The organism is Hungatella sp. SB206 (genome assembly GCF_051132295.1).
Taxonomy (GTDB): Bacteria; Bacillota; Clostridia; order Lachnospirales; family Lachnospiraceae; genus Hungatella; species Hungatella effluvii.
On record NZ_CP096603.1, the window covers coordinates 7,092,900 to 7,115,719 of the forward strand.

The window sequence follows — 22,820 nt, forward strand, 5'->3', positions numbered from 1 at the left end:
CAAAACTCGGGAACCCGCATAAACACTAGGTTTTTAGAAGAGCGCGAGACGGGGATCGAACCCGCGACCCCAACCTTGGCAAGGTTGTACTCCACCACTGAGCCACTCGCGCATAAACGATAAAACAAAGTATGAACTTTTTCGTAAAAGCATTATAACATACATCTCATGAAAATGCAACAGAAATTTTCTAAAGCGGGTGATGGGAATCGAACCCACGTATCTAGCTTGGAAGGCTAGTGTTCTACCATTGAACTACACCCGCAAAGGAAATTCCAAAAGCATTTCAAATGTACTCTCGCGAGCACAATGCCCAAAGTCGGAATCGAACCAACGACACGAGGATTTTCAGTCCTCTGCTCTACCAACTGAGCTATCTGGGCAGACATGCGATGTCCTGTGCGTAATCGGAATCAGTTTGAAGCAGCTGCTCCTCTCACTCACAACACGAATAAGTTTACAAGATTTCCCTGCATTTGTCAATATAAATTTCATTTATTTTCTCGAAACCCATTTTCGTGAAACCGCATATCACTGTTCTCCGTCGAGCACCTTTTCAAACTGATCCATCGGCATCGGCCTATAGAATGCGAAGCCCTGAATCAGATCGCAGCCTACGGATTTTAAGAATTCTATCTGATCCTGACGCTCCACGCCCTCGGCTACCGTGCTGATATTCAGCTCTTTCACCATATCGATTATATATTTCAGGATCGTATGTTCCCGGTTCACATCCACGCTCACACGGAAAAAAACTCCATCCAGCTTCAGCACATCGATAGGAAGATCTTTTAGAAGCCCCAGAGACGAGTAGCCGGTGCCAAAATCGTCAAGGGAACACAGAAATCCGTTGTCGTGCAGCTCTCTCACCACCTGCAGCAGATACTCCTCGTGCTCAAACGCGGCCGATTCCGTCAGTTCAATCTCCAGCAGCCCGTCAGGAATCCCGTACTGCTTCTTGATGCTGGCGTAGACCGGGATGAAATCCGGGTTATAAAACTGTATTTTAGACACGTTGACGGAGACCGGCACCACGGCCAGCCCTTTCTCCATGCGTTCATGCAGCCATATACACACCTTTTCGAAGACGAAACGGTCCACTTTGCCGATAAAGTGGTTCTTTTCAAGCACCGGAATAAAGAGTCCCGGGGAGAGCAGGCCATTGCCCGGTACCGCCCATCTCACCAGCGCCTCCGCGCCTCTCACGACACCGTCCTCCACGCCCACCTTGGGCTGCATATAGACCACGAACTCCTCATTATCCAGGCCTTCCTGCATGCGGTCCTTCACCTTCATCTCCGCGATCAGCTTCTGCCGGATCTCATCGCCGTAGAACGCATAGTGCTTTCCCGGTTTGTTCTTGACTTCCTTCTGGGCGAAATTGGCCCGGTTGACCATCATCACCGCCTCCGGCTCCTCGACCAGATCCTCCGCGCAGCAGATTCCGCATGCGATGGTCATCATGTGGCGGTTCGACATAACAAGGGTGGAATTTAAGAACTCTTCATCCACCTGTTTCTGTGTCTCGAGCAGCTCGTCCCGGCTCTCATAGCGGCGCAGGAGTACAAACCGGTCCGCCACGTCGCGGCCCAGCAGTTCCTCTTCCTTCAGTCGGCTCATGATCAGCCGTGCGTAGTCTTTCAGCAGCTCGTCCCCGTACGAGTAGCCGAATACGTCGTTTACATATTTGAAATTTTCGAAATCAATATAGAGAACCGCGAATCTGGCATCGTTTTTCCGTTCCAGTATACGGTTTACCTCGGAGTAAAACTTCTCCGTATGGTAAGCCCCGGTCAGCTCATCTCTGGATGCCAAATCCTCCAGCTTTTCGTTGGTATCCTTTAATTGAAAAAATTTTTTTATGTAAAAATACATGGTAAACGCGAACGCGATGGCACTGACCAGCGCTGTTGCCGAAATCATGCGCACCGTCCTTCCCGCCACGTCGCTGGAATACTGCTCTATGGTAAAAACCGTGTTGTTGGCTATCTCAAACAGCCTCTCGCTGGAATCAATCAGAAGATCTGCACTCACCCCCTGCCTCACAGCGTCGATCTCTTCCCTCACGGCGCCCCACTGCCCCTTCAGCAGCTTTAAATTCATCTGGTACAGCTTGCAGTCCGTGGAGACCAGGCCATATATGCCGTGGCCGGTCACCAGCTCGTCCAGAATATCATCCACATACCCGATCAGTTCATCGTCAGGGCGGCCGTTCGTCTCCAGCTTCACCACCCGCTGGGAAGCTCCTCTCACGATTCCCACATAATTAATCAGCTTCCCGTAGTCCCGAATATCTGAAATCCGCTTGATCGAGACTGCGCTGATCGCCACAAGCAGGCCTAAAAGGAGCGGAAACAGTATTCTTAAATGTTTTTTCATTGGTATCCCCCTGATCAGGTTTTATTATCCGGTCAGAATCCGGCTCGTCCTGCGCACCGTGATCCGGTCCCCTTCTTCCACCCTGCCGCAGAGCAGCGGTGAACCCACATCATACTCTTCCCTCCGCCTCATGACAGCGCCCTCGCTGTCATTGGCGTAGCAGTATTTGCAGCCGCAAAGGCAGGTGTCATAGGCCCCCGTTTCCACGCTCTCCACACACCCGCATTCCGGCCTCTGGTTTTTGTCTTTCTTCACACGAACCGGAACGCCCAGAATGTGTTCAATCATCACCGGATCGACACAGCTTCCATGGCGGACTCCCACTTCGCTTAAATCCACGGTCTCCGCACAGCTTTCCACCGTCATGTCATACTTCTCCGCCGTCTTTACGAACCTCTCACCCATTCGTTTCATGGTCTCTTCATCCGGCAGCTCCAAAGGGATGCCCCTCATGTTGCGTTTCGTCTTCCCATAGCAGTCCAGAAAGCTGATGACCACCTTATCCGTACAACCGCAGATTCCTTCTGCAATCGCTTCAAACGCACGGAAATGGTACTCCGCCGGGTATCTTTCATTGAAAAGCACCGGATCGTATCGCCACACCATGCGGTCCCGTCCGGCCGTTTCCGCAGTTTCGCGGAAGATACGGATCAGCTCGTGTTTGTCCGGAAGCCCCGGTTCTATGTCACGGCCGTATCCGGTCAGTGTAAACTGTATGTAATACGGGATTTCTCCCAATTCTCCGATTCGTCTCATCATGGGGGCAGGATTCTTCGTCCAGAACACCACTAAATCCACCAGGCCGGGAGAAAGCATGATCTTACTGACCTGGTGGCTGTTCATCGGATTCTTCACATAGAGAAATCCCTCTTTCATTCTATTGAAAAACCAGTCGGAATAATACTGTGGAATATCCGTCCTTCTGCTCACACTCAGTATCATGGCTGTACTCCGTTTCTCACAGGATAAAGCCATTATACCCCATCAGAGAGCCTCCTTCAACCGTTCCACATTATTCTCCTCAAATTTAAGAAGCCGCTTCATCAGAGCCGTCACTTCCTTTTCCGCCTCTTTCTCATACTGATTGATCCGCTTGACCGCATCAATAATCCCCATATTGCTGCCCTGAATCAGCATTTCCGCAATGTGAGAGGAAGACTTATCCATCAGAGTCTTCATATCGATCATCAGGTAGGCCATGATTTTTTCCAGGGCGCCGATTCCCTTCTCATCGTAGCCATGGCGGTTCAAAAGCTTTTTCGCTTCCTCATGAATCTGCTCGTACTCCTTAAGCTGTGCCTCGATCCGTTTCTTAAATGCCTCATTGTCAATCATAGGAATCAGCTGATTTAAGGTCTCGACACCCATCTGGGAATTTTGATAAATAAAATTAAGCATTTCCGCGTCTGCGCTCATATCCAATACCTCTTTTCATATTTTATAGATTTCCATCATAGTATTGGGTAAAATGCGGCAATTCATTCTCCGGACAGCGCCGTAGAACAGAAAAAGCTTTCAGCTTCATGTATAAAAGGAAGGCAATTCAGGGAAAATAATGGAGTATCCGCAGCAGACAACCTTATGTAATCATCATTATGACAGGAGGATTCTATGAATAAACAGCCTGTATTTTTAACGGACAGAGACCGCCTCGTGGTACTGGAGGCCATTGCGGGAATGCCTAATGCGGCAGTCCCGGACAGCTTAAAACCATTTGAGGTACTGGAGCCCAACACCTCGGAAGGCGCTTCCGAAAAGCATCTCCCCATTATTGAAACCGACGGAAACCACGTGACCGTAAAGGTCGGAAGCATCTTCCATCCCATGAGCGAGGAACACAACATCGGATGGGTCTGCTTACAGACGAAGGCCGGGGTCACCATGCGGGTGCCCTTAGATTCCGCCTGCGAGCCGGTCGCCCACTTTACACTGGAGGACGGCGATACGCCGAAGGCGGCCTACGCCTGGTGTAACCTTCACGGTTTCTGGAAAACTGAGGCATAAACCCCAAGGTTCTCACCTGTACAGAGAAGCATCCCAAACCGTTTTCAGGACGCGGGATGCTTCTTTTCTGTCTTCCATTCAAGTAATTTCTCTGTAAGCTCCGGATCGAACTGGCGGCCCTTGCACCGCTCAAATTCTTCCAGTATCATCATCTCATCTTTGTACCTCGTCCCTCTTCCATTCAAACCGTACTTCATACGGTCATAGGCGTCTGCGATTGCCAGGACACGCGCTTCAAACGGGATCCGTTCACCGGCCAGGCCGCGGGGATAGCCCGTACCGTCCCAGTTTTCATGGTGGTAGAGCACTGCCTCCGCGTACACGGCGGTGTCTCCGTTGGCATGGAGTATCCGGCCGCCCACCTCCGGATGGCGCAGAACTTCTCTCTGTTCTGTCTCCGTCAGCATGCTGTTTTTATTGAGTATTTCGTCGGAAATGGAGGCCATCCCAATATCATGCAGAAGTCCGGCGCTGCATAAGCAGGCCACCTCTTCTTCACCGAGTCCCATCCAAGTCCCAAAGTCATTGATAAACTGCCTGATTCTCAGGCTGTGGTCTCTCACCTGACGGTTGCGTTCAAACAGCGATTCCAGAATCAAATGTACGGCCCCGTTAAACCGGCTGCCGCCTCTGACCTGTTTTCGGCTGTACATCATATCCTCGGCCGCGGCCACAATGAAGGACAGCTGCTCCTCCGGCGTATTTTTTGTGGCGGCGCCCCAGGAGAAACGGAGGAAGGCCCTGAAAGTTTGCATTTGCAGCTTTCAGATCCTTCTTTTATGTTCTTATTCGTTTTATATTCTTATTCCTTCTATATTCTTATAACCACTGGCGGATGCTTTTCACATCTCCGTTCTTTGACATTTTCTTTACTTCCAGCACATTTCCGTCCAGCCCGGTAATCACCTTAATACCCGGTCCGGCTTCAAATACCTTTCTTCCATTCATAAAGCCTTCCGCCCCATTTCCATTCTGAACCAGTTTAAAGGAACGGTCTCCCCAGATCTGTTCATAAACACTCTCATGGCCGCCCACAGTTCCCCAGAAGACCGTATCATGCTCGATATGGACGCCGTACATGCGCGCCGCATACTCCAGAACCGACAGAAGGGCCGGCCCGTAACAATCCTGTTCTCCATCCAGGCAGACAAGGGACGGCTCCGCCGTAAACGGGTCATACTGCTGGACAAAGACACAGTCCCTGCCGATGGCCTGAAACAGCTTTTCGCCCAGTTCCGGGATCAGACTGTCGTACCCGTAATTTTCCAGCGCCCGGATGGCCCGCTGGTACGTCAGCGCCTCCGCCTGGCCGCTCCAGTCGTTGGTCGTCACATTCCGAAACAGCGGATCGTTTACCGCGACCGATGGAAGCGGCATATGCGTCCAGAATTCCTCCGGGTTCAGCAGATGTTCCTTTACGAAACGGTCGGCCATCGGCTGGGTAAAGCTGTTCCAGTACATGGCCCGCAGATTGTTATGGGTCATCGTGCGCAGCACCCGGTGTTTCTTGTCCCGGTCGAAGCAGGCGCCTGCGGCGTCATCCCACAGATAGGACCGGATTTTATCCTGCACGCAGGCTGCCTTCTCCTTCCAGAACGCTTCCCGCCTGATGTCTTTCCGTATTCTGCTGATCTTCGCCAGAGTTTCCCTCGATGCGTAGGAAAAGCTCATAATATCCATGGAAGCCATGGGTACCACGCTGCATCCTTCCGGGGGCACTTCCTCGCTCCAGTCGTTGGGGGCGTCCCCGTACCGGAGGGCGTGATCTTCTCCCGTGTCGTATTTGCACCAGGTCTCCAGACAGCCGTCACCGTCGGAATCCCGCACGCGCCATAAGTAGCTGTCAAAGCGTTCCAGCGTGGTGTAGAGCAGATCTAGATATCCCGGATCCTTTCCCATTAAGTAGTATACATTCAGCGCAGCGGAGGGGAAACAGAAGCCCTGAAACTTGTTGAACTGCGGAGTAATTCTGCCGTTTTCACAGGCTACGCTTCCGGGAATTCTGCCGTCCTCCCTCTGATTTTCCATAAAGAGCAGCTGATTGTTGATTCCCGCCTCCAGATTGCGTTTGGCGTACATCTCACCGCCCATGGGCTGCGTTTCCAGCCATATTTTCTCGTAACCGCCGCCTTCGATCAGCACCAGTCTGTTTTCAAACCGTTTCAGATTCTCTCTGGACTTTTCTTCAGCCGTGTCCACCAGCTTTTGAAGCAGGTCGTCGGAGGTCTGAAAGGATACACTCGTTTGATTTTTCACACTCATTTCCTCTCTGTGTCATAGTATCGCTGTGGCAGTGTTTTTGTTTGGCAGTATTGCTGTGATCAGCCCTTGATACCGCTCGTACTGATTCCCTCTACCAGATACCGGTTGAAGAACAGGAAAATCAGGAATACCGGAATCAGGGACAGGGTGGACATGGCGAACATGGCGCCGTAGTCGGTCGTGGAAGTGGAATCCGCAAAATTCTTGATCGCCACGGAGGCGGTATACATCTTCGGCTTGCTCAAGTAGATCATCGGTGACATGAAATCGTCCCATTTCCAGTAGAACTGAATGATAATCGTGGTTACGATGGATGGCTTTAAAAGCGGCAGAAATATCTTTGTGAATATCGTATATTTACTGCATCCGTCTATGATGGCTGCTTCGTCTAAATCTCTCGGAATACCGGATCCGAACTGCATCATCTGGTAGATGAAGAAGGCCTGGCCGAAAAAATGCGGCAGGATTAACGGAAGATACGTTCCGACGAAGCCCAGTTTGTTGTAGATGATGTACTGCGGCACCAGAATGATCTGTGTCGGAATCATCATGGTACAGATCATGGCCGTGAACCAGATATTTCTTCCTTTATATTTCACCCTTGAAAATGCATAAGCCACGCAGGCCGATGACAGTACCGTTGCAATGGTCGAAACAGAGGCTACGAAAAATGAGTTGGAGAAGAAGGTAGCAAAACTGATACCGCCGAATCCCTTCCATCCGTTGGCAAAGTTCTCCACTCTCCAGGCCGGGGGAATCAAATTCATTCCTCCGTTTAATATCTCTGTGTTATTTTTGAGTGAGCCGCTGATCATCCAGAGCACCGGATATATCATGAGGAGTCCGAACAGGCACACAAACAAATGGTAAAGGACTGCTTCGATTTTGTGTTTTTTCGTCATAATCTTTTTCCCCCTCCTTATTGATCCGCCTCAGAAAATACCCAGAACTTCGAGGATTTAAACAGAATCAGTGTAATTACGCTGATTAAAACCAGCATTAGCCAGCTCATCGCACTCGCATATCCCATGTTGGACCACTTGAATGCGTGGTTGTAGACATAGAGAGCATAGAAGTTGGTCGCGTCGTTGGGACCTCCCTGTGTGATGACAAACGCCTGCGTAAATGCCATAAATGCCGTGATGGTCTGCATCACCAGGTTATAGAGAATGATGGGGGAAAGGCATGGAAGCGTGATGCGCAGGAAACGCTGCCACTTATTTGCTCCGTCAATCTCAGCCGCCTCATAATAACTGCCCGGGATTTCTTTTAGTCCCGCTGCGAAGATGATCATCGAGGAGCCGAACTGCCAGGCCGACATTAGGACCAGAATACCCATGGATAGCTTCGGATCACCGAGCCAGGACAGCTTTTGAAGTCCTAAAGAAGCCAGGATCGTGTTAGCAAGGCCTTTTCTGGAAAAGATGGTCTTCCACACAAGGGCTACCGCGATACTTCCGCCGATCAAGGACGGTACGTAATACAGGGAACGGTAAAATGTCACGCCGCGCCTTCCCTGGGTCAGCAAATACGCCACAAATAAAGCAAAAATCAGCTTCGTCGGCACGGATGTAACGACGTAAATAAGGGTTACTTTTACGGAATTGATAAATCGCTCGTCTTTTAAGAGTTCCAGATAGTTTTTGATTCCGATAAATGCTGGTGTTTGGCCCAGTTTATAGTCGGTTACCGAATAGTACATGGAAACCGCGATCGGTATCAGGGTGAATGCCAGAAAACCGATTATGAACGGGAGCGAGAATATATAGCCCACCGTATTGTCGTTATACCAGAACTTTTTTCTGCTGGCTTTCCTTTCTTCCATTGGTCATTTCCTCCATTTTTTTGCGCAGAAAAGGCAGGTGAGGTGATTTTTTATAGGGGCTGGTCCCACCTGCCTTTGATATTGGATTTGTGTTATGGGGCGTTGGTGTTGGAAGCCATGTGTATTCATTACCTCCCGTTAGTCCGCCATGCACCTCGATTGTGGGGGCCTCCCGTTAGTCCGCCATGCACCTCGATTCCGCTTCGCTCCATCTCGGTCACGGGCTTCGCCCTATGAAAAAGGACAAACCCAGATATGCTTATGTGCGAGCACAACGCATATCTGCATTTGCCCTTTTTCGCATGGCTCATTGCTGGCGCGTAAATTTACTCTCCGCAAATTCGACTAACTGCTCAGCCGCTTCTTCTGGTGTTACATCTCCGTACTGTACTTTCTCAATCAGCAGCTTATACTGATCTTCTATCTCCGTCTTTGGGTCCGGGCTGATGACATTGCAGTCTTCTTTGGGGAAGTTGCCGATTTTGTCTACGAAATCGTAGATCATCTTGCTGCTGTCGTCTGCCTGCTCCATGACTACATCTCTTACTTTCGACATGATCGGTACACCGCGTTCACCGTTTAATACTTTGTTAGCTTCTATGTCGTTGACAAAGTAATTGATGAACTTAGCTGCTTCTTCTTTGTTTTTGGAACTCTTGGCCATGCATAACTGCTGGGAGGACTGTACGCCCATTCCATATGAGCCGTCCTTCGTGATACGCGGTACAGGCGCGATCTTGATTTCTCTGCCGGCTGCGTTGACGATGGAGGCGATCTGGTTGGAGGATACCCAGGTCATGGCTGCATCTTCTGTTACCAGATAGTCACCTTCGATGTCCTTGATCTCCTTGACCGCACCTGCATCAGGATACGCTCCAGCGTCCGTTAAATCCTTGATCATCTGCATATACGATGCAAAGGTAGCAGTATCCGTAAATTCCAGGCCGTCGTTGGTCTTTTTGAAGAAGTTGCCGTCTTTCTCTGCCTGTGAGGCTCTCTGCGTTACACCGGCGATGAAGTTGTCCATCTTTGAGCTTCCGTAGATTCCCAGTTTCCCGGTAATCGCCAGGCAGTCAGCCTTCCACTCATCCCATGTCCAGTTGTCGGACGGCTCTTCCAGTCCTGCTTCCGCAAACATGGCCGGATCATAGGCGATTCCGTAGGTGTTGGTTCCGATGGAGATTCCCACCTGGGTACCGTCGTTGTCTCTTGTGGTCGCCAGGAAGTTTTCTGTGGTGTCGCTTACATCAATGGTTCCCGCTTCGATGTAGGCGTCCATCGGTTCAATGCTGTTTATATATTTCGGGAAATTTCCGCCCATCTGGAAGATATCCCATACATCATCTGCTGCCACCAGGGTGTCCAGCTTTGTGAAGTAGCTGTCAAAATCATAAAACTCCGCCTCAATATGTACGTTTGGATTCTGTTCCTCATACATTTCAATTACTTTGTTGGTGGCGTCATGTCTCGTCTGTGATCCCCACCACGCCATGCGAAGTGTGACCTGCTCTCCGGCCGCCGCCGATTCTTTTCCGCTCTCCGCTGCCTGTGTATTTGTCTCAGCTTTCTGCCCGCCGCATGCGGTCAGTGACGCTGCCATAATAGCTGCTGTTGTCAGTGCCATAAGTCTTCTTAATTTCATAATTGATCCCCTTTTACACCTTTCGCTGTCTTTGTTCTCACGGGTTACCTGCTTAAGCTTTTCCGGATCCGATACGTTTCTGTAAACACATCTTACTATTTAAGACTTATTTTTTCAACCAATTTGGGCACTTTCACCAATCCATCAAAAAATCTCCGGTTTTTGCACTATATTGACTGGTTTTCTTCATCCTCATTCTTTTTTCGTTTGGATTTACGGTACTGCAGCGGAGACATCCCCACATATTTCTTAAAAACACGGTCAAAATAGGATAATCTTTCATAGCCCAGCTTTTGAGAAATTTCCTCCATGGACAGCGACTCATCCAGCAGCATATCCCTGGCATGGCCGATTCTCTGGCAGTTAATAAATTCGTTTACGGTAAAATTCGTCACCTCTTTGAAGATCCGGCTTAAATAGCTTTTGTCCATGTAGAAGATTCCAGCCAGATCCTCCAGTCCGTAGACCTCCGAGTAATGCTCCATGATATACTGAATTATCTCCCTTGCCTTGGCGTAACGGAGCATCTTTCCGTTTGGCATGTTGTACTCCTCACACCTGGTGCCCGCGCCATACAGCATGGATATTATAACGGAAATCAGAAGATTCTTCACCTCCGCGGGCGCGCAGGATCTCTTCTGCGCCATCACCTCTTCCATCTTTTTGAGCTTTTTCTCAACTGCCGCCAGATGCTTTCCCTCCAGCCGGTAAACGCCGTGATAATTTGTGAAAAAACCGATCAGGTCCAGCTCCATGGCCTTCCCCATACTGACCAGCCATTTCTCATCCACCTCAATCAATATTCTCTCGTGGTATTTTCCCCCGATCACATTGGTGAAGGGGATCTGCCGTTTGTCGATGAAGGTAAGCGTTCCCCTGTCCATCCGGTAGCTTTTGCTCCCCTGATAGAAAAAACGTTCCCCATCCAGAATATAATAAATCTGGTATTCATTTTTATAAAATCCGATCGTCTCCGTTAGATCACAGTCCCTGGCGACGTGGCTGATTCCGATTCCGTCGCATTTTCCCGTGAAAAATACTTCTTTCATGAAGTTTCTACTACGCGCAGCGTGTCCTCCTCCTCAATCAGACGGTAAAATACCGGATGCTCCTTCAGATGCTCGTTCGGCGTATGCAGGGTCAGATACAGTTCTCCGGAAATGCTCTCAAATATCATGCCGTGACCACCGTCCTTTAAAAACAGCAGGCGGTCATCCTGTGTCCATTTACCCGTAATGTCCCCGTTATCCGAGTAAGCCAGCGCCTCTGTATAGCCCTCTTTTCCAAAGCTGGACCAGAGCATAATCAGGCGTCCGCCGCCTGTCCGGTAAAGATACGGGCCGTCTGTCACGTAATGAAGTCCCGGCCGGTTTTTATTGGTAATCGTCTGCACCCATCCCACTGCCTCCGAAGCATGGAACAGGGTCACCGGTTCGGACACGGCTTCCTTTAAGTCGCGGCTCAGCTCCACGGCGCAGATACTGCCATCCGATATTTGCACCCACTCATGGACAAACACCATATACGGCGTCCCGTCAGGTGATACATAGAATGTGCCGTCGATACACTCCCAGTCCTTCGGCGTGATCTGGCAGTCACTGTACATGACGAACGGCCCCAGCGGACTCTCCGACTTCAAGATCGCAGTTCCCCCATGAACGCTGCTGTCCTTAAAGGTTGCAAACATATAATAAAATTCCTGGTACTTGTGCACTTCCGGAGCCCAGCAGTTCCGATCTGCCCAGAAGTCCTCGGGTTTATGGAACACTTCGAACGGTCCGTCCCAATCCTCCATGTCTTTACTGACATAACAGTCGAAACCGTCTGCCGCCCCCCAGCAGGTAGCGGCCCTCGTTCCGTACATATAATACGTTCCGTCCTCCACAAGTACAAATGGATCTCTGATGTTAATTTCTGTGTTTTTCATGATGTTCTTCTCCTTCCGGCAGAGCCGTTATCCTTATTTTTTTCATCATATCACAAAACTTCAGGAAAGAACATACCCGGTATTTTAAGAAAAGATATTGGATGATTAACAACAAAAAGGTGCGGCTATAACAGCCGCACCCAGTATTACACCTGGTTACATACATTCCCATCCAGATATGCTTTTAAGTTATTGACCGCAATATCCATAAGCCTCTGCCTGGACTGTTTAGAGGCCCATGCAATATGCGGTGTAATAATTATATTAGGTGCTGTCAGCAGCGGATTATCTGCCTTAATCGGTTCTGTGGAAACCACATCCACGGCAGCGGCTGATACCTTGCCGGCTATTAATGCATCACGCAGATCTTCTTCAACAATGAGCGGCCCTCTGGAGTCATTTAATATCATAACTCCATCCTTCATTTTTGCTATATTTTCCCGGTTAATAATGCCTTTTGTGGACTCAAAAAGCGGACAGTGAAGTGAAATAATATCTGCCTGGCTGAATAAATCATCTAAAGCGACCTGCCGGCACCCATTTTGCAGGCTTTCCCGACCAAAGGGAAAAGCGTCATAGAAAACCACATGCATTCCAAATGCCAGCGCCAGACCAGCCACAGCCTGACCTATTTTTCCAAATCCGATAATTCCCATAGTCTTACCTGCAAGCTCCATCAGCGGATAGTTCCAAAAACACCAGTCCTCACAGGAAGTCCACCCGCCCTTTTTTACACAATCTGAGTGATCTCCCACATGATGGCACAGTTCAAGCAAAAGAGCCATTGTATACTGTGCTACAGCATTTGTCCCATAAGACGGAACATTTGTAACCGTTATTCCTCTTTTAGCGGCCTCAGAAACGTCAATTACATTATAGCCGGTAGCCAACACTCCAATGTATTTAAGAGATGGACACTGCTCCATAATTTCTTTCGAAATGACTGTTTTATTACTAAATACAGCTTCCGCATCTCCAATTCTTTCAGCGCACAGTTCTTTTGGAGTCCTGTCGTAAACCTTCAAGTCTCCCAGATCCTCCAGCCCTTTCCAACTCAAATCACCGGGATTTTCCGTATATCCATCTAAGACAACAATTTTCACGTATGCATCCTCTCCTTACTCTTTAACATCGTTACCAGATACTGTTTCCCTATTTCCAGCTGTTGTTCATACGACAGCCCCGAGGCTGTCACATAAAATTGTTTGCACACACCAAACGCCCTGATATTGCAGTCAGAAAGACGCATGGCATATTCTGCTGCTTCCTCCATGACATCATTTTCTGCAATCCGGTTAATAATTCCCGCTCCCATTGCCTGATCTGCATGAAGTCTCGTTCCCAATCCGGCCAGCTCCATGCATATTTTTCTGCTAAATGAATTTTGCATACCCATCAGAGAGATCATAGGGGCAAGACCGTTCTGCCGTTCAGGAAGCGAAAACTCAGCCCAGGGAACAGATACCGCCATATCAAAGGTTTCCAGAAAACTTAACCCCCCTCCTCCAGTATGCCCATTTACTGCAGCTACCGTAGGCTTTGGGAAACGGCTCATCTGCTTATGAAGCTCTGTCAGCATATCAGCAAATTGAATAATCTTCTCCGCCCCCTGATTTTTATAATCCCCAAGGTATCCGCCCATGCAAAAGCAATCCCCCCAGCCGGTAAAAAGAAGAGCTCTGCAGTTCTCATCATATCTGCATTCTTCAATTGCCCACAATATTTCCTGCATTCCCTGAATGGTCAGAAGATTCTGCTCTTTATCAGAATGATAGGTTATACTTCTAATGGCGCCCTTTTTTTCAAGTTTCACATATTGACAATCCATTGGAACTCTCCCTACAGAAGCGACCGGATATAATCCATTATTTCAAAAGTATCCAGTTCTTTCTGCATCTGTTTTAATTTGTCCTCGTCAATTTTTTCTGCCACATCGAAAATATAATCCATCCACTCAAATGTTTTCTCCATTATCCTAATGGGGTCGTGACGCTGTGGGAAGACATCGGCTGTAATCCAGCCTTTATAACCCACCTGTTTTAAGGCCAGAGCGAATTCAATATAGTCCCAAAGATTAACAGTACCAGGAACCATATCCCAGTCCCAGTTGCGGAAGTTATCATTTACATGGACATAGAATAATTTCCCAGTCTGCCCCAGAAAACTGGCGGAGTCAGCCGGAACCTCCAGTGCCTGAAGTGCATGGCCAAAATCAAGTGTCACACCTACATTATCCTGTTCCGTCATTTGAGCAAAATATGCCATCTTCCCGGCATTATTAAGCAGGCAGTGTACTCTTGGTTCAGACTGTTTATATTCCAGACTGATTTTTACATCCTTTCTGTATTCTGCCGCTTCTCTGATTCCCTCAAGCGCATGGGAAAATGCATCCATATAGTTAATTTCAAAAGGATAATCAACACCGTCGTTTAAAAGGGCACAGGTTACGATTGGGCATTCCAGCTGTGCCGCTCTGTCCATGGCTTCTTTCATAGCATCCACTGCTTTTCTCCGCACAGAGGCATCCGGATGGGTAAAGGAACCATAGCGCCAGATTTCGTCCCCCTTAACGTTTAAGTTTACAGTGGAAACTCCCAGTCCATAAGCATCAAGCATTTTTTTGAGTTCTGCAGCATTGGTAAAGTTTTGTGGATAGACAACCTCTAATCCTGAACAGCCCTTCACTTTTGATGCCATCTTTACCATTTCTTCCATGGATCGGGCAGGCTGATAATCGATAAATCTGTCTTTTACCGTCCCCATGAACCCTGTAATAATTGAATACTTTCTCTCCATTTTTTCTCCTCACTCAGTTTAACCGACAGATTTATTTATGTAGATCCGTAAGTTTTACTGTCTCCTGTCTCACATTTCCGTCGTGCAAATAAATTCGTGCTGTAAACTCACAGGCCTCTTCCGGTATCACATATGGATCCTGGTTCCATGTTGTTAAAGAATAAAGCATAAATGGCTCAGCAAATGAAGTGTACAACAGCTTATCATCTTGGTAAAACTCCACATAATCAATCTGTTCAGGGTAAAGGCTGGAAAGTCTCACATACCTCTTTCCCTCAATATGGTAATCTTTTTCAAATCCTTGCAGATAAAATTCATTTTCACCCATCTTTACACCTGAAATCATATTTTTCAGCCTTCTGGCGAAAAATGCATCCTCTCCTGAAGTAATTCCCCAGTCAGAAGGCGGCTCCTGCTTTGTAAAATCATTGTAGTATCCCCAGGAAGTATGTGTTGCATAGGAAACCTTAAGCTGACCAAACATCTGTGAATCTTCATTACATACGATTGGCTTATCCGGTGCCTTTTCATGAACACTCATGATAAAATCATACATCTCCTGCCTTCGCAGTCCATTACCATGAATCAGTATCACATCACTGTTCTCAATCACTTCCTGTTTGCAGATTCCGCCTCCGCCACTGGATCCTACTGCAAATTTATTGCCGGACCATTCCCTTGCCAGATTAATCAGGCTGGCGATTCCCTCTCCGCTGCTAATCATCGGATGCTTATTAAAATTTCCCACATCATGTTCGTTTGCAACCTCTATGATGACATTCTCATATCCGGAATCCCTTAAAAATACGCTGGCAGTGCGCACTGCTTCCATCATCGCCGTACCATCATGAAACAGATGCTCCTGAGCCTGATACAAAAAGCTGACAATCACCAGCATTCCCAGTTCATCACAAGCCTGCAGCACTTTTAACAGCCTGTTTTTATATGTTTCATTCAGTTGTTTTCCATCACTGGAAAAACTGCCTGTATCTATGACGCTCCAGTCATCGTAGGTATAAATAGGACCTCCGCCCTGCAGGCCGATTGTGATTGCTCTGACTCCGGCCTCATACCAGTCCTTCAGAGCCGCTATCATTCTTTCTGTATTCTCTTCAGCATTAAATTTAATGCCAAACCGGTCATATTTTCCTGAATTTTCAGGGTTTACATCATCAAAAATTCCCTGGATAAATCTTGTATTAAACAGAAGCCCATGAATCTTCTCATCGCTGCCCTCAATATCTGTATATGTTTTAATTCCATTAATGTAGAAATCGCCGCCCAGGATTTTATAATTTGTCTTTCTCATATGTCCTCCAAACTCATTTTTCACGTATTATCTGCGTCTTTCTCACTACTGACGGATCGGTAAATGGGTCACTGCCGTCTTTAGCAGTTGTGGATATGGTATAAAAGACACAGCCTTCCTCTCCTGCTTGAAACCAGTGTTTCATCCCCGGATAAAGAGTCAGATTTTCGCATGGCTCCAGCACAATCTGATGTCTGCATGTATAATATGCCTCTTTTCCCTTCGGGATTACGGATTCGCTGGTGTTTGGCTCGCCTTCAATGAAAACCCGAAGTGTTCCCGTTATGACCCGAAGCGTTTCTTCTTTCCCCGGTATCACACCAGACTTCCCAATTTCTTTACTTTCCTCATGCCAGTGTTCCGGTTCTGTCTGCCCAGGAAACAGTGCGATAATTCTGCACGCCACCTTTTCCGTTTCTGCCAGCGGCAAAATTTCTGCCCCTTCTGCAAACAGGTTGGACAGGCCAAAATCAGCAACCTCCATACTATCCAGCTCCTGATCTGAGCACCTGATTCCGGCTTTTCTGATCATATCTCCTGCTCTTCTTTTTGCCTGCTGCATACTGGATTCTGTAATCATTTTACACACCCCGTCCCATCATACAACGCGCCTCACTGCAAATCATCTCCCACGTTATTCCGTTCTTTCTAAGCAGCTCCTCATAGGGTGCAGATTCTCCAAAATGATCCCTGACCCCAATTCGTTTTACCATGCCTCTTCCCATCTCAGCTGCGACCTCGCAGACTGCAGATCCAAGGCCATTGATAATATTATGATCCTCTACAGTTATAATTCGCCCTGTTTCCCGGACTGCCCGCCTTACAGTCTCTGTATCCAATGGTTTTATTGTGTGCATATCGTACAGGCCCGCGCTGATTCCTTCTTCTTCCAGAGCCTTTACAGCCTTCATGGCAATAGAGACAGTGTCTCCATTTGCAAACACAGTAATATCTTTTCCAGTTTTCAGGCATTTGGCTTTGCCTATCTCAAATGTCTCTTCTTCCCCATATATATTGTCTACCGCATCTCGGGTAAATCTTAAATATACTGCACCTTTATAATCTGCAGCCGCGCGAATCAGACGTCTCGCGGAATGGTAATCGGCAGGCATAATAACAGTCATCCCTGGTATGGTACGGAGAATCCCCATATCCTCTACACACTGATGAGAGGCGCCATCGTTAGCAGGTGTCAGACCGCCGTGGGAACAGAGTATTTTTACATTGAGTTCAGGATAACAGATTTCCTGTCGAATTTGCTCCAAAGCTCTCATGCTTCCGAACACGGCATAGGTAACCACCATAGGAATTTTCCCCGTAGTTGCCAATCCAGCCGCCATACCGACCGCATTCTGTTCTGATATCCCTGCATTGACATGGCGATCTGGAAATGCCGCTGCAAATGACTGGGTCTTACAGGATTTTGATACATCACAGTCAATCACATAGATCTTATCGCACTCTCCTCCAAGGCTTAAAACCTCATCCCCTAACGCCTCTCTGGTAGCCCTTTTACTCACAAAAACCACCTCCCAGCTCTTTCATTGCCTGTTTATACTGATTCGTATCCGGCGCCGTACCATGCCAGGATGCAACATTTTCCATAAATGACACACCTTTTCCCTTCACGGTATCACATACGATGCATTTGGGTTTTCCATTTTTGCTGTCAAGCATTGACCTGGTGCCTGTCAGAATTTCAGACATGTCATGGCCATTTATCCGGATAGCTTCGAATCCAAATGCCTCAAATTTTACTCTTAGATCCATGGAAGGCATAATATCAGCCACAAATCCATCATTTTGAAGCCTGTTATTGTCTACAAATACTACAAGATTATCCAAGTGATATTTATTGGCCGCCTGCGCCGCCTCCCAGACCTGCCCCTCGTCACATTCTCCATCGCCAAGCAGTACATAGGTCATATAACTTTTACTGTCTCGTTTAGCAGCGAGAGCCATACCAACAGCGCAGGATATTCCCTGTCCCAGAGAACCGGTGGATATATCAATTCCCGGACATTTTTTCATATCCGGATGTCCCTGCAGTCTTGAACCCTGCTTCCTTAACTGATAGATTTCTTCCTGTCCAATATAGCCCTTTAAAATTAATGCCGAGTATAGAACCGGGCAGACGTGCCCCTTCGAAAGGACAAACCGATCCCGATTCTCCCAGCCGGGGTTTTCAGGGTCTACATTCATCACATCAAAATAGAGCGCTGTAACAATATCTGCCGCGGACATGGAACCTCCCGGATGGCCGGATTGCGCATGATAAATCATGCTAAGTGCCGTCTTTCTTATTTCATTTGCTTTTTTTTGTAAATAATCCGTTTTCTCTTCTCTCATCTCTTTTACCTGTCTGTATATTATCAATAGTCAAAACAAATTAGTAGAACGTCCTACCTATTTTTTTAAGAACAGGGATGCCTGTTCTCAGTATGTTACTTAATTATACACTAGACCCTGTTTCTCCATGTTTTAAGAGAATCTTCTACTGCCGCATGAATATCATCGTAATTCTTATCTTTAATACAGTTTAAAATTCTTTGGTGATAGACTGCCGCCAGAGAGTCGATTTTCTCAGTACGGACATTTTCACCAATGGAATTTTCAAATATACTATAGACCCCTTTCATAATTCTGATAAAAAAAACATTTTTACAGCTTTCTATCAGCGTCATATGAAATTCCATATCATATTTTTGCATGCGTTCAATATCCTGAGCCTGAATCGCAGCCTTCATCTGATCAATATTCTCCTGAAGTTTTTCCATCTCAGAATAGGTTATCTTCTGTACTGCCAGCTGAACTGTTGCTTCATCCAGAATCTGTCTCAATTCCAAAAGCTCAGTACTTGTGCTGACATCATAAATCATACTGTAGACCACTCTATCAAATACGGAAGGATTGACCTGAGAGCACACATAGGTTCCATCTCCCCGCTTAATTTCCACAATTCCCATGGTAGACAGTATTTTCATAGCCTCTCTGAGTGAATTCCGGCTCACCTGCATTTCTTCTATCAGCTCGTATTCACTGGGCAGTTTTGTACCAGCCTTGTAGTTCCCCTTAATAATAGAGTCGATGATTGTGTTGATAATCTGATCCACAATTGTTTTCTGCCCGATTGGTTTTAACTTTCTTTTATCGTATTCCGCCATAAATGGTACCATCCTCTTCATCAACTTATTTTTAATATAACACAATTTTGTACAAATAGGGGCAACAAACTGGACTAATTAAATTTTTTTACCACATTTACTGTTTCAGTCCGGAAAAAGCAATGCTTTGTACAATATACTTTTGTACGAATATAAAAACTATTGCCAGAGGAATTACACTTAAAATTGACAGCGCCAGGGCAATTCCGGCATGAACCTGGCCATTGGCACTTGCATTATACAATACCAGCCCAATCTGGATGGTATAGTTCTGACTCTTATTTAGCACGATCATTGGCCACAATAAGTCGTTCCATACATTGACCACATCAAGAATAACGATAGTTGCTATAATGGGCTGCATCAACGGCAGAAACAGCTGCGCATATATTCTGAACTTGCTGGCTCCGTCAATTACTCCCGCCTCATATAAATCATCCGGAAGATCATCGCAGAATTTCTTAACAAAGAACATAAACATGGCATTTGTCATAACTCCCGGAAGAATGACCCCCATAAACTGATTAGAAAGCCCTAATCTTTTGATGATCTGATACATAGGCATCAGCTTAGTCTCAAATGGCACCATCATATTAGACAGTATAAATATCATAATTAAGTTTTTACCTGGAAATTTTCCTTTTGAAATACAAAATCCCGTAAGAGTGGCAATAAACACATTAAATATGACATCCAAAACAGCAATTATGACGGTATTAAATAAATATCTTACAATTGGCACATTGGTCAGAGCCATCTCGTAATTAAATGTACTTAGTTTTTTCGGCAGCATTCTGGGTGGATATGGCAAAGTATATGATTTGAAATAATCAAAACTTGTAGAGACCAGCCATATGAATGGCAGTAAAATGACCAGCGCCATAATGGAAAGTACGCTATAATAAATAATATCTGCAATTCCTAATTTCTTTTTCACCTGCCTGCCCTCCTTCTGCTTCTTCTCTTTTTCCCAGTCCCGTCGTCACATTTCGCCGAGCGCCTGCGAGGGGGCCTTTCCTCTTTATCATTGGTAACCAGATAGTTGATCAGGGTTACACCAAGAATAATAACGAACAGCATGATGGAGGCGGCAGCGGCCTGCCCTTCATCTTTATAATTCAGTGTTGAAAAAGAATTTTTATAGATAAAAAGCATAATAGTTCCAAGTGCTCCCGCTGGATTTCCTGTTTCACCACTCACCGCATATACTTCTGTAAAGCGTTTGAGTGCGGAAATAGATGAAGTAATCAGCACAAAAACAAATGTATTTTTTATACATGGAATTGTAATATAAATCCATTTATTCCACTCATTGGCCCCATCAATCTCTGATGCTTCGTAAAGTTCTCTTGATACACTTTGCAGACCGGCAAAAAACAGTATAATATTATAACCGATTCCTTTCCATATCGCCATAGCGACAAGCGATTCCCTTGCCGTAGCCGCACCATTGAGCCAAAGTTTTGGACTGATTCCTAAAAATCCTAATAAGTAATTGACAATACCTGATTCATTCGGCATAAGAAGATATTTAAATAATGTGGCTACTGTCACCATTGACATGATCATTGGCAGCAAGAAAATCACCTTAAAAACATTCTTTCCCCTTCGCACATGGTTAAGCATATTAGCAATAATAAATGCGACAGGCACATTGAAACCGACGCCGAGCACTGCCATATACAGTGTGTTTACTACATCTTTCTTGAATTCGTCATTTCCAAACAGTATTTTATAATTTGTAAATCCGATAAAAGTACCTTTTATGTTTTCAAGGCTTGTTCCAAGCGTACGAAGCAATGGGTACACGTTAAAAACTACCGTTCCTGTCAGCGGAATTAACAATAATAGGTACCAGCTCAGTATTTTTTTAGTCTTTGACCATCTCACACCGTTTCCTCCTAACGACATTTCACGGGATACCGCACCCGCAGTATCCCGTGGATACAGGTGCTATTGCCCTAACTGTGCTTTTGTATTATTAACCCAGTCAGATACTCCTTTATAGAACTCCTCACGGGCGGCTTCTGCCGTCAGCTGCTTTGACAAAATCTGATTATTCACTGCCTGAAGCGGAGTTCTCCAGAACCAGTAATCATCTGTCTTAAACATAGCATTAATCTGATAGTCGTGACGCTTCTTGTTAATTTCATAATCCATCATGGTGACTTTGCTGGTGTCTGCAAGTGCTGTAACCTTATCCTGAGCGTAATTTGTTAAATAGAAGTCTACGATCTCAGGTGTCGTGGTCAGCTTCTTGATAACTTCCCATGCAGCGTCCGGATTCTTAGCTGATTTGGTTATAGAAAAGCGGAAAAATTCAGGGAAACCTTCCATTCCATTTTTGCCCGTCGGTATAAGCAAAGGAATATATCTGTCACAAATCGCGCTGTCGCCCGCATACACATACTTCATATAATTGGTTCCAACATTATTGGTATCGAAATTGATTGCAATGTCATTTTCATCAGTAAAGAATTTTTCGCTGCCGTTTCCGGTTGCCACACCTTCCGGACAACAGTTAACCAACCTTATCATATCGGAAAAATAATTAAGAACCTCCGGAGAATTCTTTACATACTCCACATACTCATCTGTATCCATGTCTGACAGCATCATAGTATCACTTTTATAAGTCTTTACCGCATCATAGCTGATCGCATACCACTCCATCCAGGTTGAGAATAAATATCCACCGTAGTTGGTGGACCCTGTTGCAGGATTTTTACCGGTCATCTTTTCTGCCATGTCTACCAGTTCCGTAAAAGTTGTGCTTTCGGTAGGTGCCTCTACTCCCCAATCCTCAAAAAGCTGCTTGTCATATACAATAATATTGCTTGCCATAGTCATTGGAAGACCGAATACCTGTCCTGTGTTTTCGGGATAGTTAAAGGAATTATACTTCGTATAAAAAACGGCCGGTTCGATAAACAAGTGATTCAGACTGTCGAAATTAACTTCTGTATCCTTCTTTAAATAATCCGTCAGATCAATATACCACCCGGGAACTGCTTCCTGATTTGTATAAAATCCAACATCGACCTCACCAGAGGTTACAAGAGTCTCCATTTTCTGAATCCATCCGTCCCACGGAATAGAAACTAAATCAATGTCATAATCCGGAATCTGCGCTTCTAAAAATGCTTCAAATTCTCCCAGTCCCTTCTTTTTAATCCCTGATATAGGATCTACGGTTGTCTCCTCACTGATACCGGGAACCACAACTCTAACCACTTCTTTCCCGGAGGCCGCTGCATCTTTAGCACCTTCAGCTTTTCCTTCTGAAGCCTTATCCCCTCCGTCCCTCTCTGCTGTCTGTGTTCCTGATCCACCACATCCTGTCATTAGCGCGGACACACCTAATGCGATTGATAACATAATGCTTAAAGTTTTCTTCTTCATTTCTTCTCCCTTTCCCCGGATGCGGCTCCACCGCCTCCTCAATACCGGTTAATAGTTTCAATCATCTTTTAAATCTCCTCGCGTTTTTTACCTCCTGTTCTTATATGTAG

Annotated in this window: 22 protein-coding genes and 3 tRNA genes; 1 reads left to right on the forward strand and 24 read right to left on the reverse strand. The window is 46.4% G+C overall.

Annotation, left to right across the window (positions count from 1 at the left end; genetic code table 11):
* Window positions 1-40: 40 nt before the first annotated feature.
* The 6 genes from M1L66_RS31760 to M1L66_RS31785 all read right to left on the reverse strand — a co-directional run bounded on the left by M1L66_RS31760 (window position 41) and on the right by M1L66_RS31785 (window position 3,795).
* Window positions 41-112, reverse strand: a tRNA-Gly gene (locus M1L66_RS31760).
* 82 nt (window positions 113-194) lie between these two features.
* Window positions 195-265: transfer RNA gene (locus M1L66_RS31765), tRNA-Gly, on the reverse strand.
* A gap of 45 nt (window positions 266-310) precedes the next feature.
* Window positions 311-383 (reverse strand) — tRNA-Phe (locus tag M1L66_RS31770).
* A gap of 148 nt (window positions 384-531) precedes the next feature.
* Window positions 532-2,379: a putative bifunctional diguanylate cyclase/phosphodiesterase gene (locus M1L66_RS31775; RefSeq protein ID WP_434689656.1), complete on the reverse strand. Its 1,848-nt coding sequence runs from the start codon at window positions 2,377-2,379 to the stop codon at window positions 532-534.
* Between the two features lie 24 nt (window positions 2,380-2,403).
* Window positions 2,404-3,321, reverse strand: a complete 918-nt coding sequence (locus M1L66_RS31780; RefSeq protein WP_434689658.1) for a DUF1848 domain-containing protein — start codon at window positions 3,319-3,321, stop codon at window positions 2,404-2,406.
* 42 nt (window positions 3,322-3,363) lie between these two features.
* Window positions 3,364-3,795 (reverse strand): hypothetical protein, encoded by a 432-nt coding sequence (locus M1L66_RS31785; RefSeq protein ID WP_002605144.1) that lies wholly within the window; start codon window positions 3,793-3,795, stop codon window positions 3,364-3,366.
* 195 nt (window positions 3,796-3,990) lie between these two features.
* On the opposite strand from M1L66_RS31785, the gene M1L66_RS31790 reads away from it, so the two are divergent.
* A complete protein-coding gene (locus tag M1L66_RS31790; RefSeq protein ID WP_055659154.1) occupies window positions 3,991-4,383 on the forward strand; it encodes a desulfoferrodoxin family protein in 393 nt (130 codons plus the stop codon).
* 44 nt (window positions 4,384-4,427) lie between these two features.
* Here M1L66_RS31790 and M1L66_RS31795 read toward each other — a convergent pair whose 3' ends face one another.
* From M1L66_RS31795 to M1L66_RS31880, 18 genes are all read right to left on the reverse strand, one after another.
* Entirely contained in the window at window positions 4,428-5,138 is a 711-nt protein-coding gene (locus M1L66_RS31795; RefSeq protein ID WP_434689661.1) for an HD-GYP domain-containing protein, read from the reverse strand.
* Between the two features lie 64 nt (window positions 5,139-5,202).
* Window positions 5,203-6,645, reverse strand: coding sequence for an MGH1-like glycoside hydrolase domain-containing protein (locus tag M1L66_RS31800; protein WP_434689663.1), 1,443 nt, complete (start codon window positions 6,643-6,645; stop codon window positions 5,203-5,205).
* 59 nt (window positions 6,646-6,704) lie between these two features.
* Window positions 6,705-7,547 (reverse strand): carbohydrate ABC transporter permease, encoded by an 843-nt coding sequence (locus tag M1L66_RS31805; RefSeq protein WP_055659165.1) that lies wholly within the window; start codon window positions 7,545-7,547, stop codon window positions 6,705-6,707.
* Between the two features lie 17 nt (window positions 7,548-7,564).
* Window positions 7,565-8,470, reverse strand: coding sequence for a carbohydrate ABC transporter permease (locus M1L66_RS31810; protein ID WP_187023755.1), 906 nt, complete (start codon window positions 8,468-8,470; stop codon window positions 7,565-7,567).
* 307 nt (window positions 8,471-8,777) lie between these two features.
* Window positions 8,778-10,112 carry an ABC transporter substrate-binding protein gene (locus tag M1L66_RS31815; RefSeq protein ID WP_434689666.1) on the reverse strand — a complete coding sequence of 445 codons (1,335 nt, stop codon included), beginning with the start codon at window positions 10,110-10,112 and terminating at the stop codon, window positions 8,778-8,780.
* A gap of 167 nt (window positions 10,113-10,279) precedes the next feature.
* A complete protein-coding gene (locus tag M1L66_RS31820) occupies window positions 10,280-11,161 on the reverse strand; it encodes a helix-turn-helix domain-containing protein (protein WP_187023753.1) in 882 nt (293 codons plus the stop codon).
* Window positions 11,158-12,039, reverse strand: coding sequence for a glycoside hydrolase family 43 protein (locus M1L66_RS31825; RefSeq protein WP_434689668.1), 882 nt, complete (start codon window positions 12,037-12,039; stop codon window positions 11,158-11,160). The genes M1L66_RS31820 and M1L66_RS31825 overlap by 4 nt, the downstream gene beginning before the upstream one ends.
* Window positions 12,040-12,185: 146 nt before the next feature.
* Window positions 12,186-13,142, reverse strand: a complete 957-nt coding sequence (locus M1L66_RS31830; protein WP_434689670.1) for a D-2-hydroxyacid dehydrogenase — start codon at window positions 13,140-13,142, stop codon at window positions 12,186-12,188.
* On the reverse strand, window positions 13,139-13,867 hold the full coding sequence (locus M1L66_RS31835) for an enoyl-CoA hydratase/isomerase family protein (RefSeq protein ID WP_187023751.1): 729 nt from the start codon (window positions 13,865-13,867) through the stop codon (window positions 13,139-13,141). Before M1L66_RS31835 ends, M1L66_RS31830 begins: the two co-directional genes overlap by 4 nt.
* An 11-nt stretch (window positions 13,868-13,878) precedes the next feature.
* The gene (locus M1L66_RS31840) at window positions 13,879-14,835 is read right to left on the reverse strand and encodes a sugar phosphate isomerase/epimerase family protein (protein WP_187023750.1); all 957 of its coding nucleotides are present in this window, start codon (window positions 14,833-14,835) and stop codon (window positions 13,879-13,881) included.
* 31 nt (window positions 14,836-14,866) lie between these two features.
* Entirely contained in the window at window positions 14,867-16,144 is a 1,278-nt protein-coding gene (locus M1L66_RS31845) for a hypothetical protein (RefSeq protein WP_434689672.1), read from the reverse strand.
* Between the two features lie 13 nt (window positions 16,145-16,157).
* Complete coding sequence (locus M1L66_RS31850; protein WP_434689674.1) at window positions 16,158-16,724, reverse strand: D-lyxose/D-mannose family sugar isomerase; 567 nt, start codon at window positions 16,722-16,724, stop codon at window positions 16,158-16,160.
* A gap of 1 nt (window position 16,725) precedes the next feature.
* Window positions 16,726-17,664 carry a transketolase family protein gene (locus tag M1L66_RS31855; RefSeq protein WP_187023747.1) on the reverse strand — a complete coding sequence of 313 codons (939 nt, stop codon included), beginning with the start codon at window positions 17,662-17,664 and terminating at the stop codon, window positions 16,726-16,728.
* Complete coding sequence (locus M1L66_RS31860) at window positions 17,657-18,493, reverse strand: transketolase (RefSeq protein WP_434689676.1); 837 nt, start codon at window positions 18,491-18,493, stop codon at window positions 17,657-17,659. The genes M1L66_RS31855 and M1L66_RS31860 overlap by 8 nt, the downstream gene beginning before the upstream one ends.
* A gap of 110 nt (window positions 18,494-18,603) precedes the next feature.
* On the reverse strand, window positions 18,604-19,308 hold the full coding sequence (locus M1L66_RS31865) for a FadR/GntR family transcriptional regulator (protein WP_167437758.1): 705 nt from the start codon (window positions 19,306-19,308) through the stop codon (window positions 18,604-18,606).
* A 97-nt stretch (window positions 19,309-19,405) separates the two neighbouring features.
* The gene (locus M1L66_RS31870) at window positions 19,406-20,245 is read right to left on the reverse strand and encodes a carbohydrate ABC transporter permease (protein WP_117624523.1); all 840 of its coding nucleotides are present in this window, start codon (window positions 20,243-20,245) and stop codon (window positions 19,406-19,408) included.
* Entirely contained in the window at window positions 20,242-21,198 is a 957-nt protein-coding gene (locus tag M1L66_RS31875) for a carbohydrate ABC transporter permease (RefSeq protein ID WP_187023745.1), read from the reverse strand. Before M1L66_RS31875 ends, M1L66_RS31870 begins: the two co-directional genes overlap by 4 nt.
* A gap of 63 nt (window positions 21,199-21,261) precedes the next feature.
* Window positions 21,262-22,710: an ABC transporter substrate-binding protein gene (locus M1L66_RS31880; protein ID WP_434689679.1), complete on the reverse strand. Its 1,449-nt coding sequence runs from the start codon at window positions 22,708-22,710 to the stop codon at window positions 21,262-21,264.
* Between the last annotated feature and the right edge of the window lie 110 nt (window positions 22,711-22,820).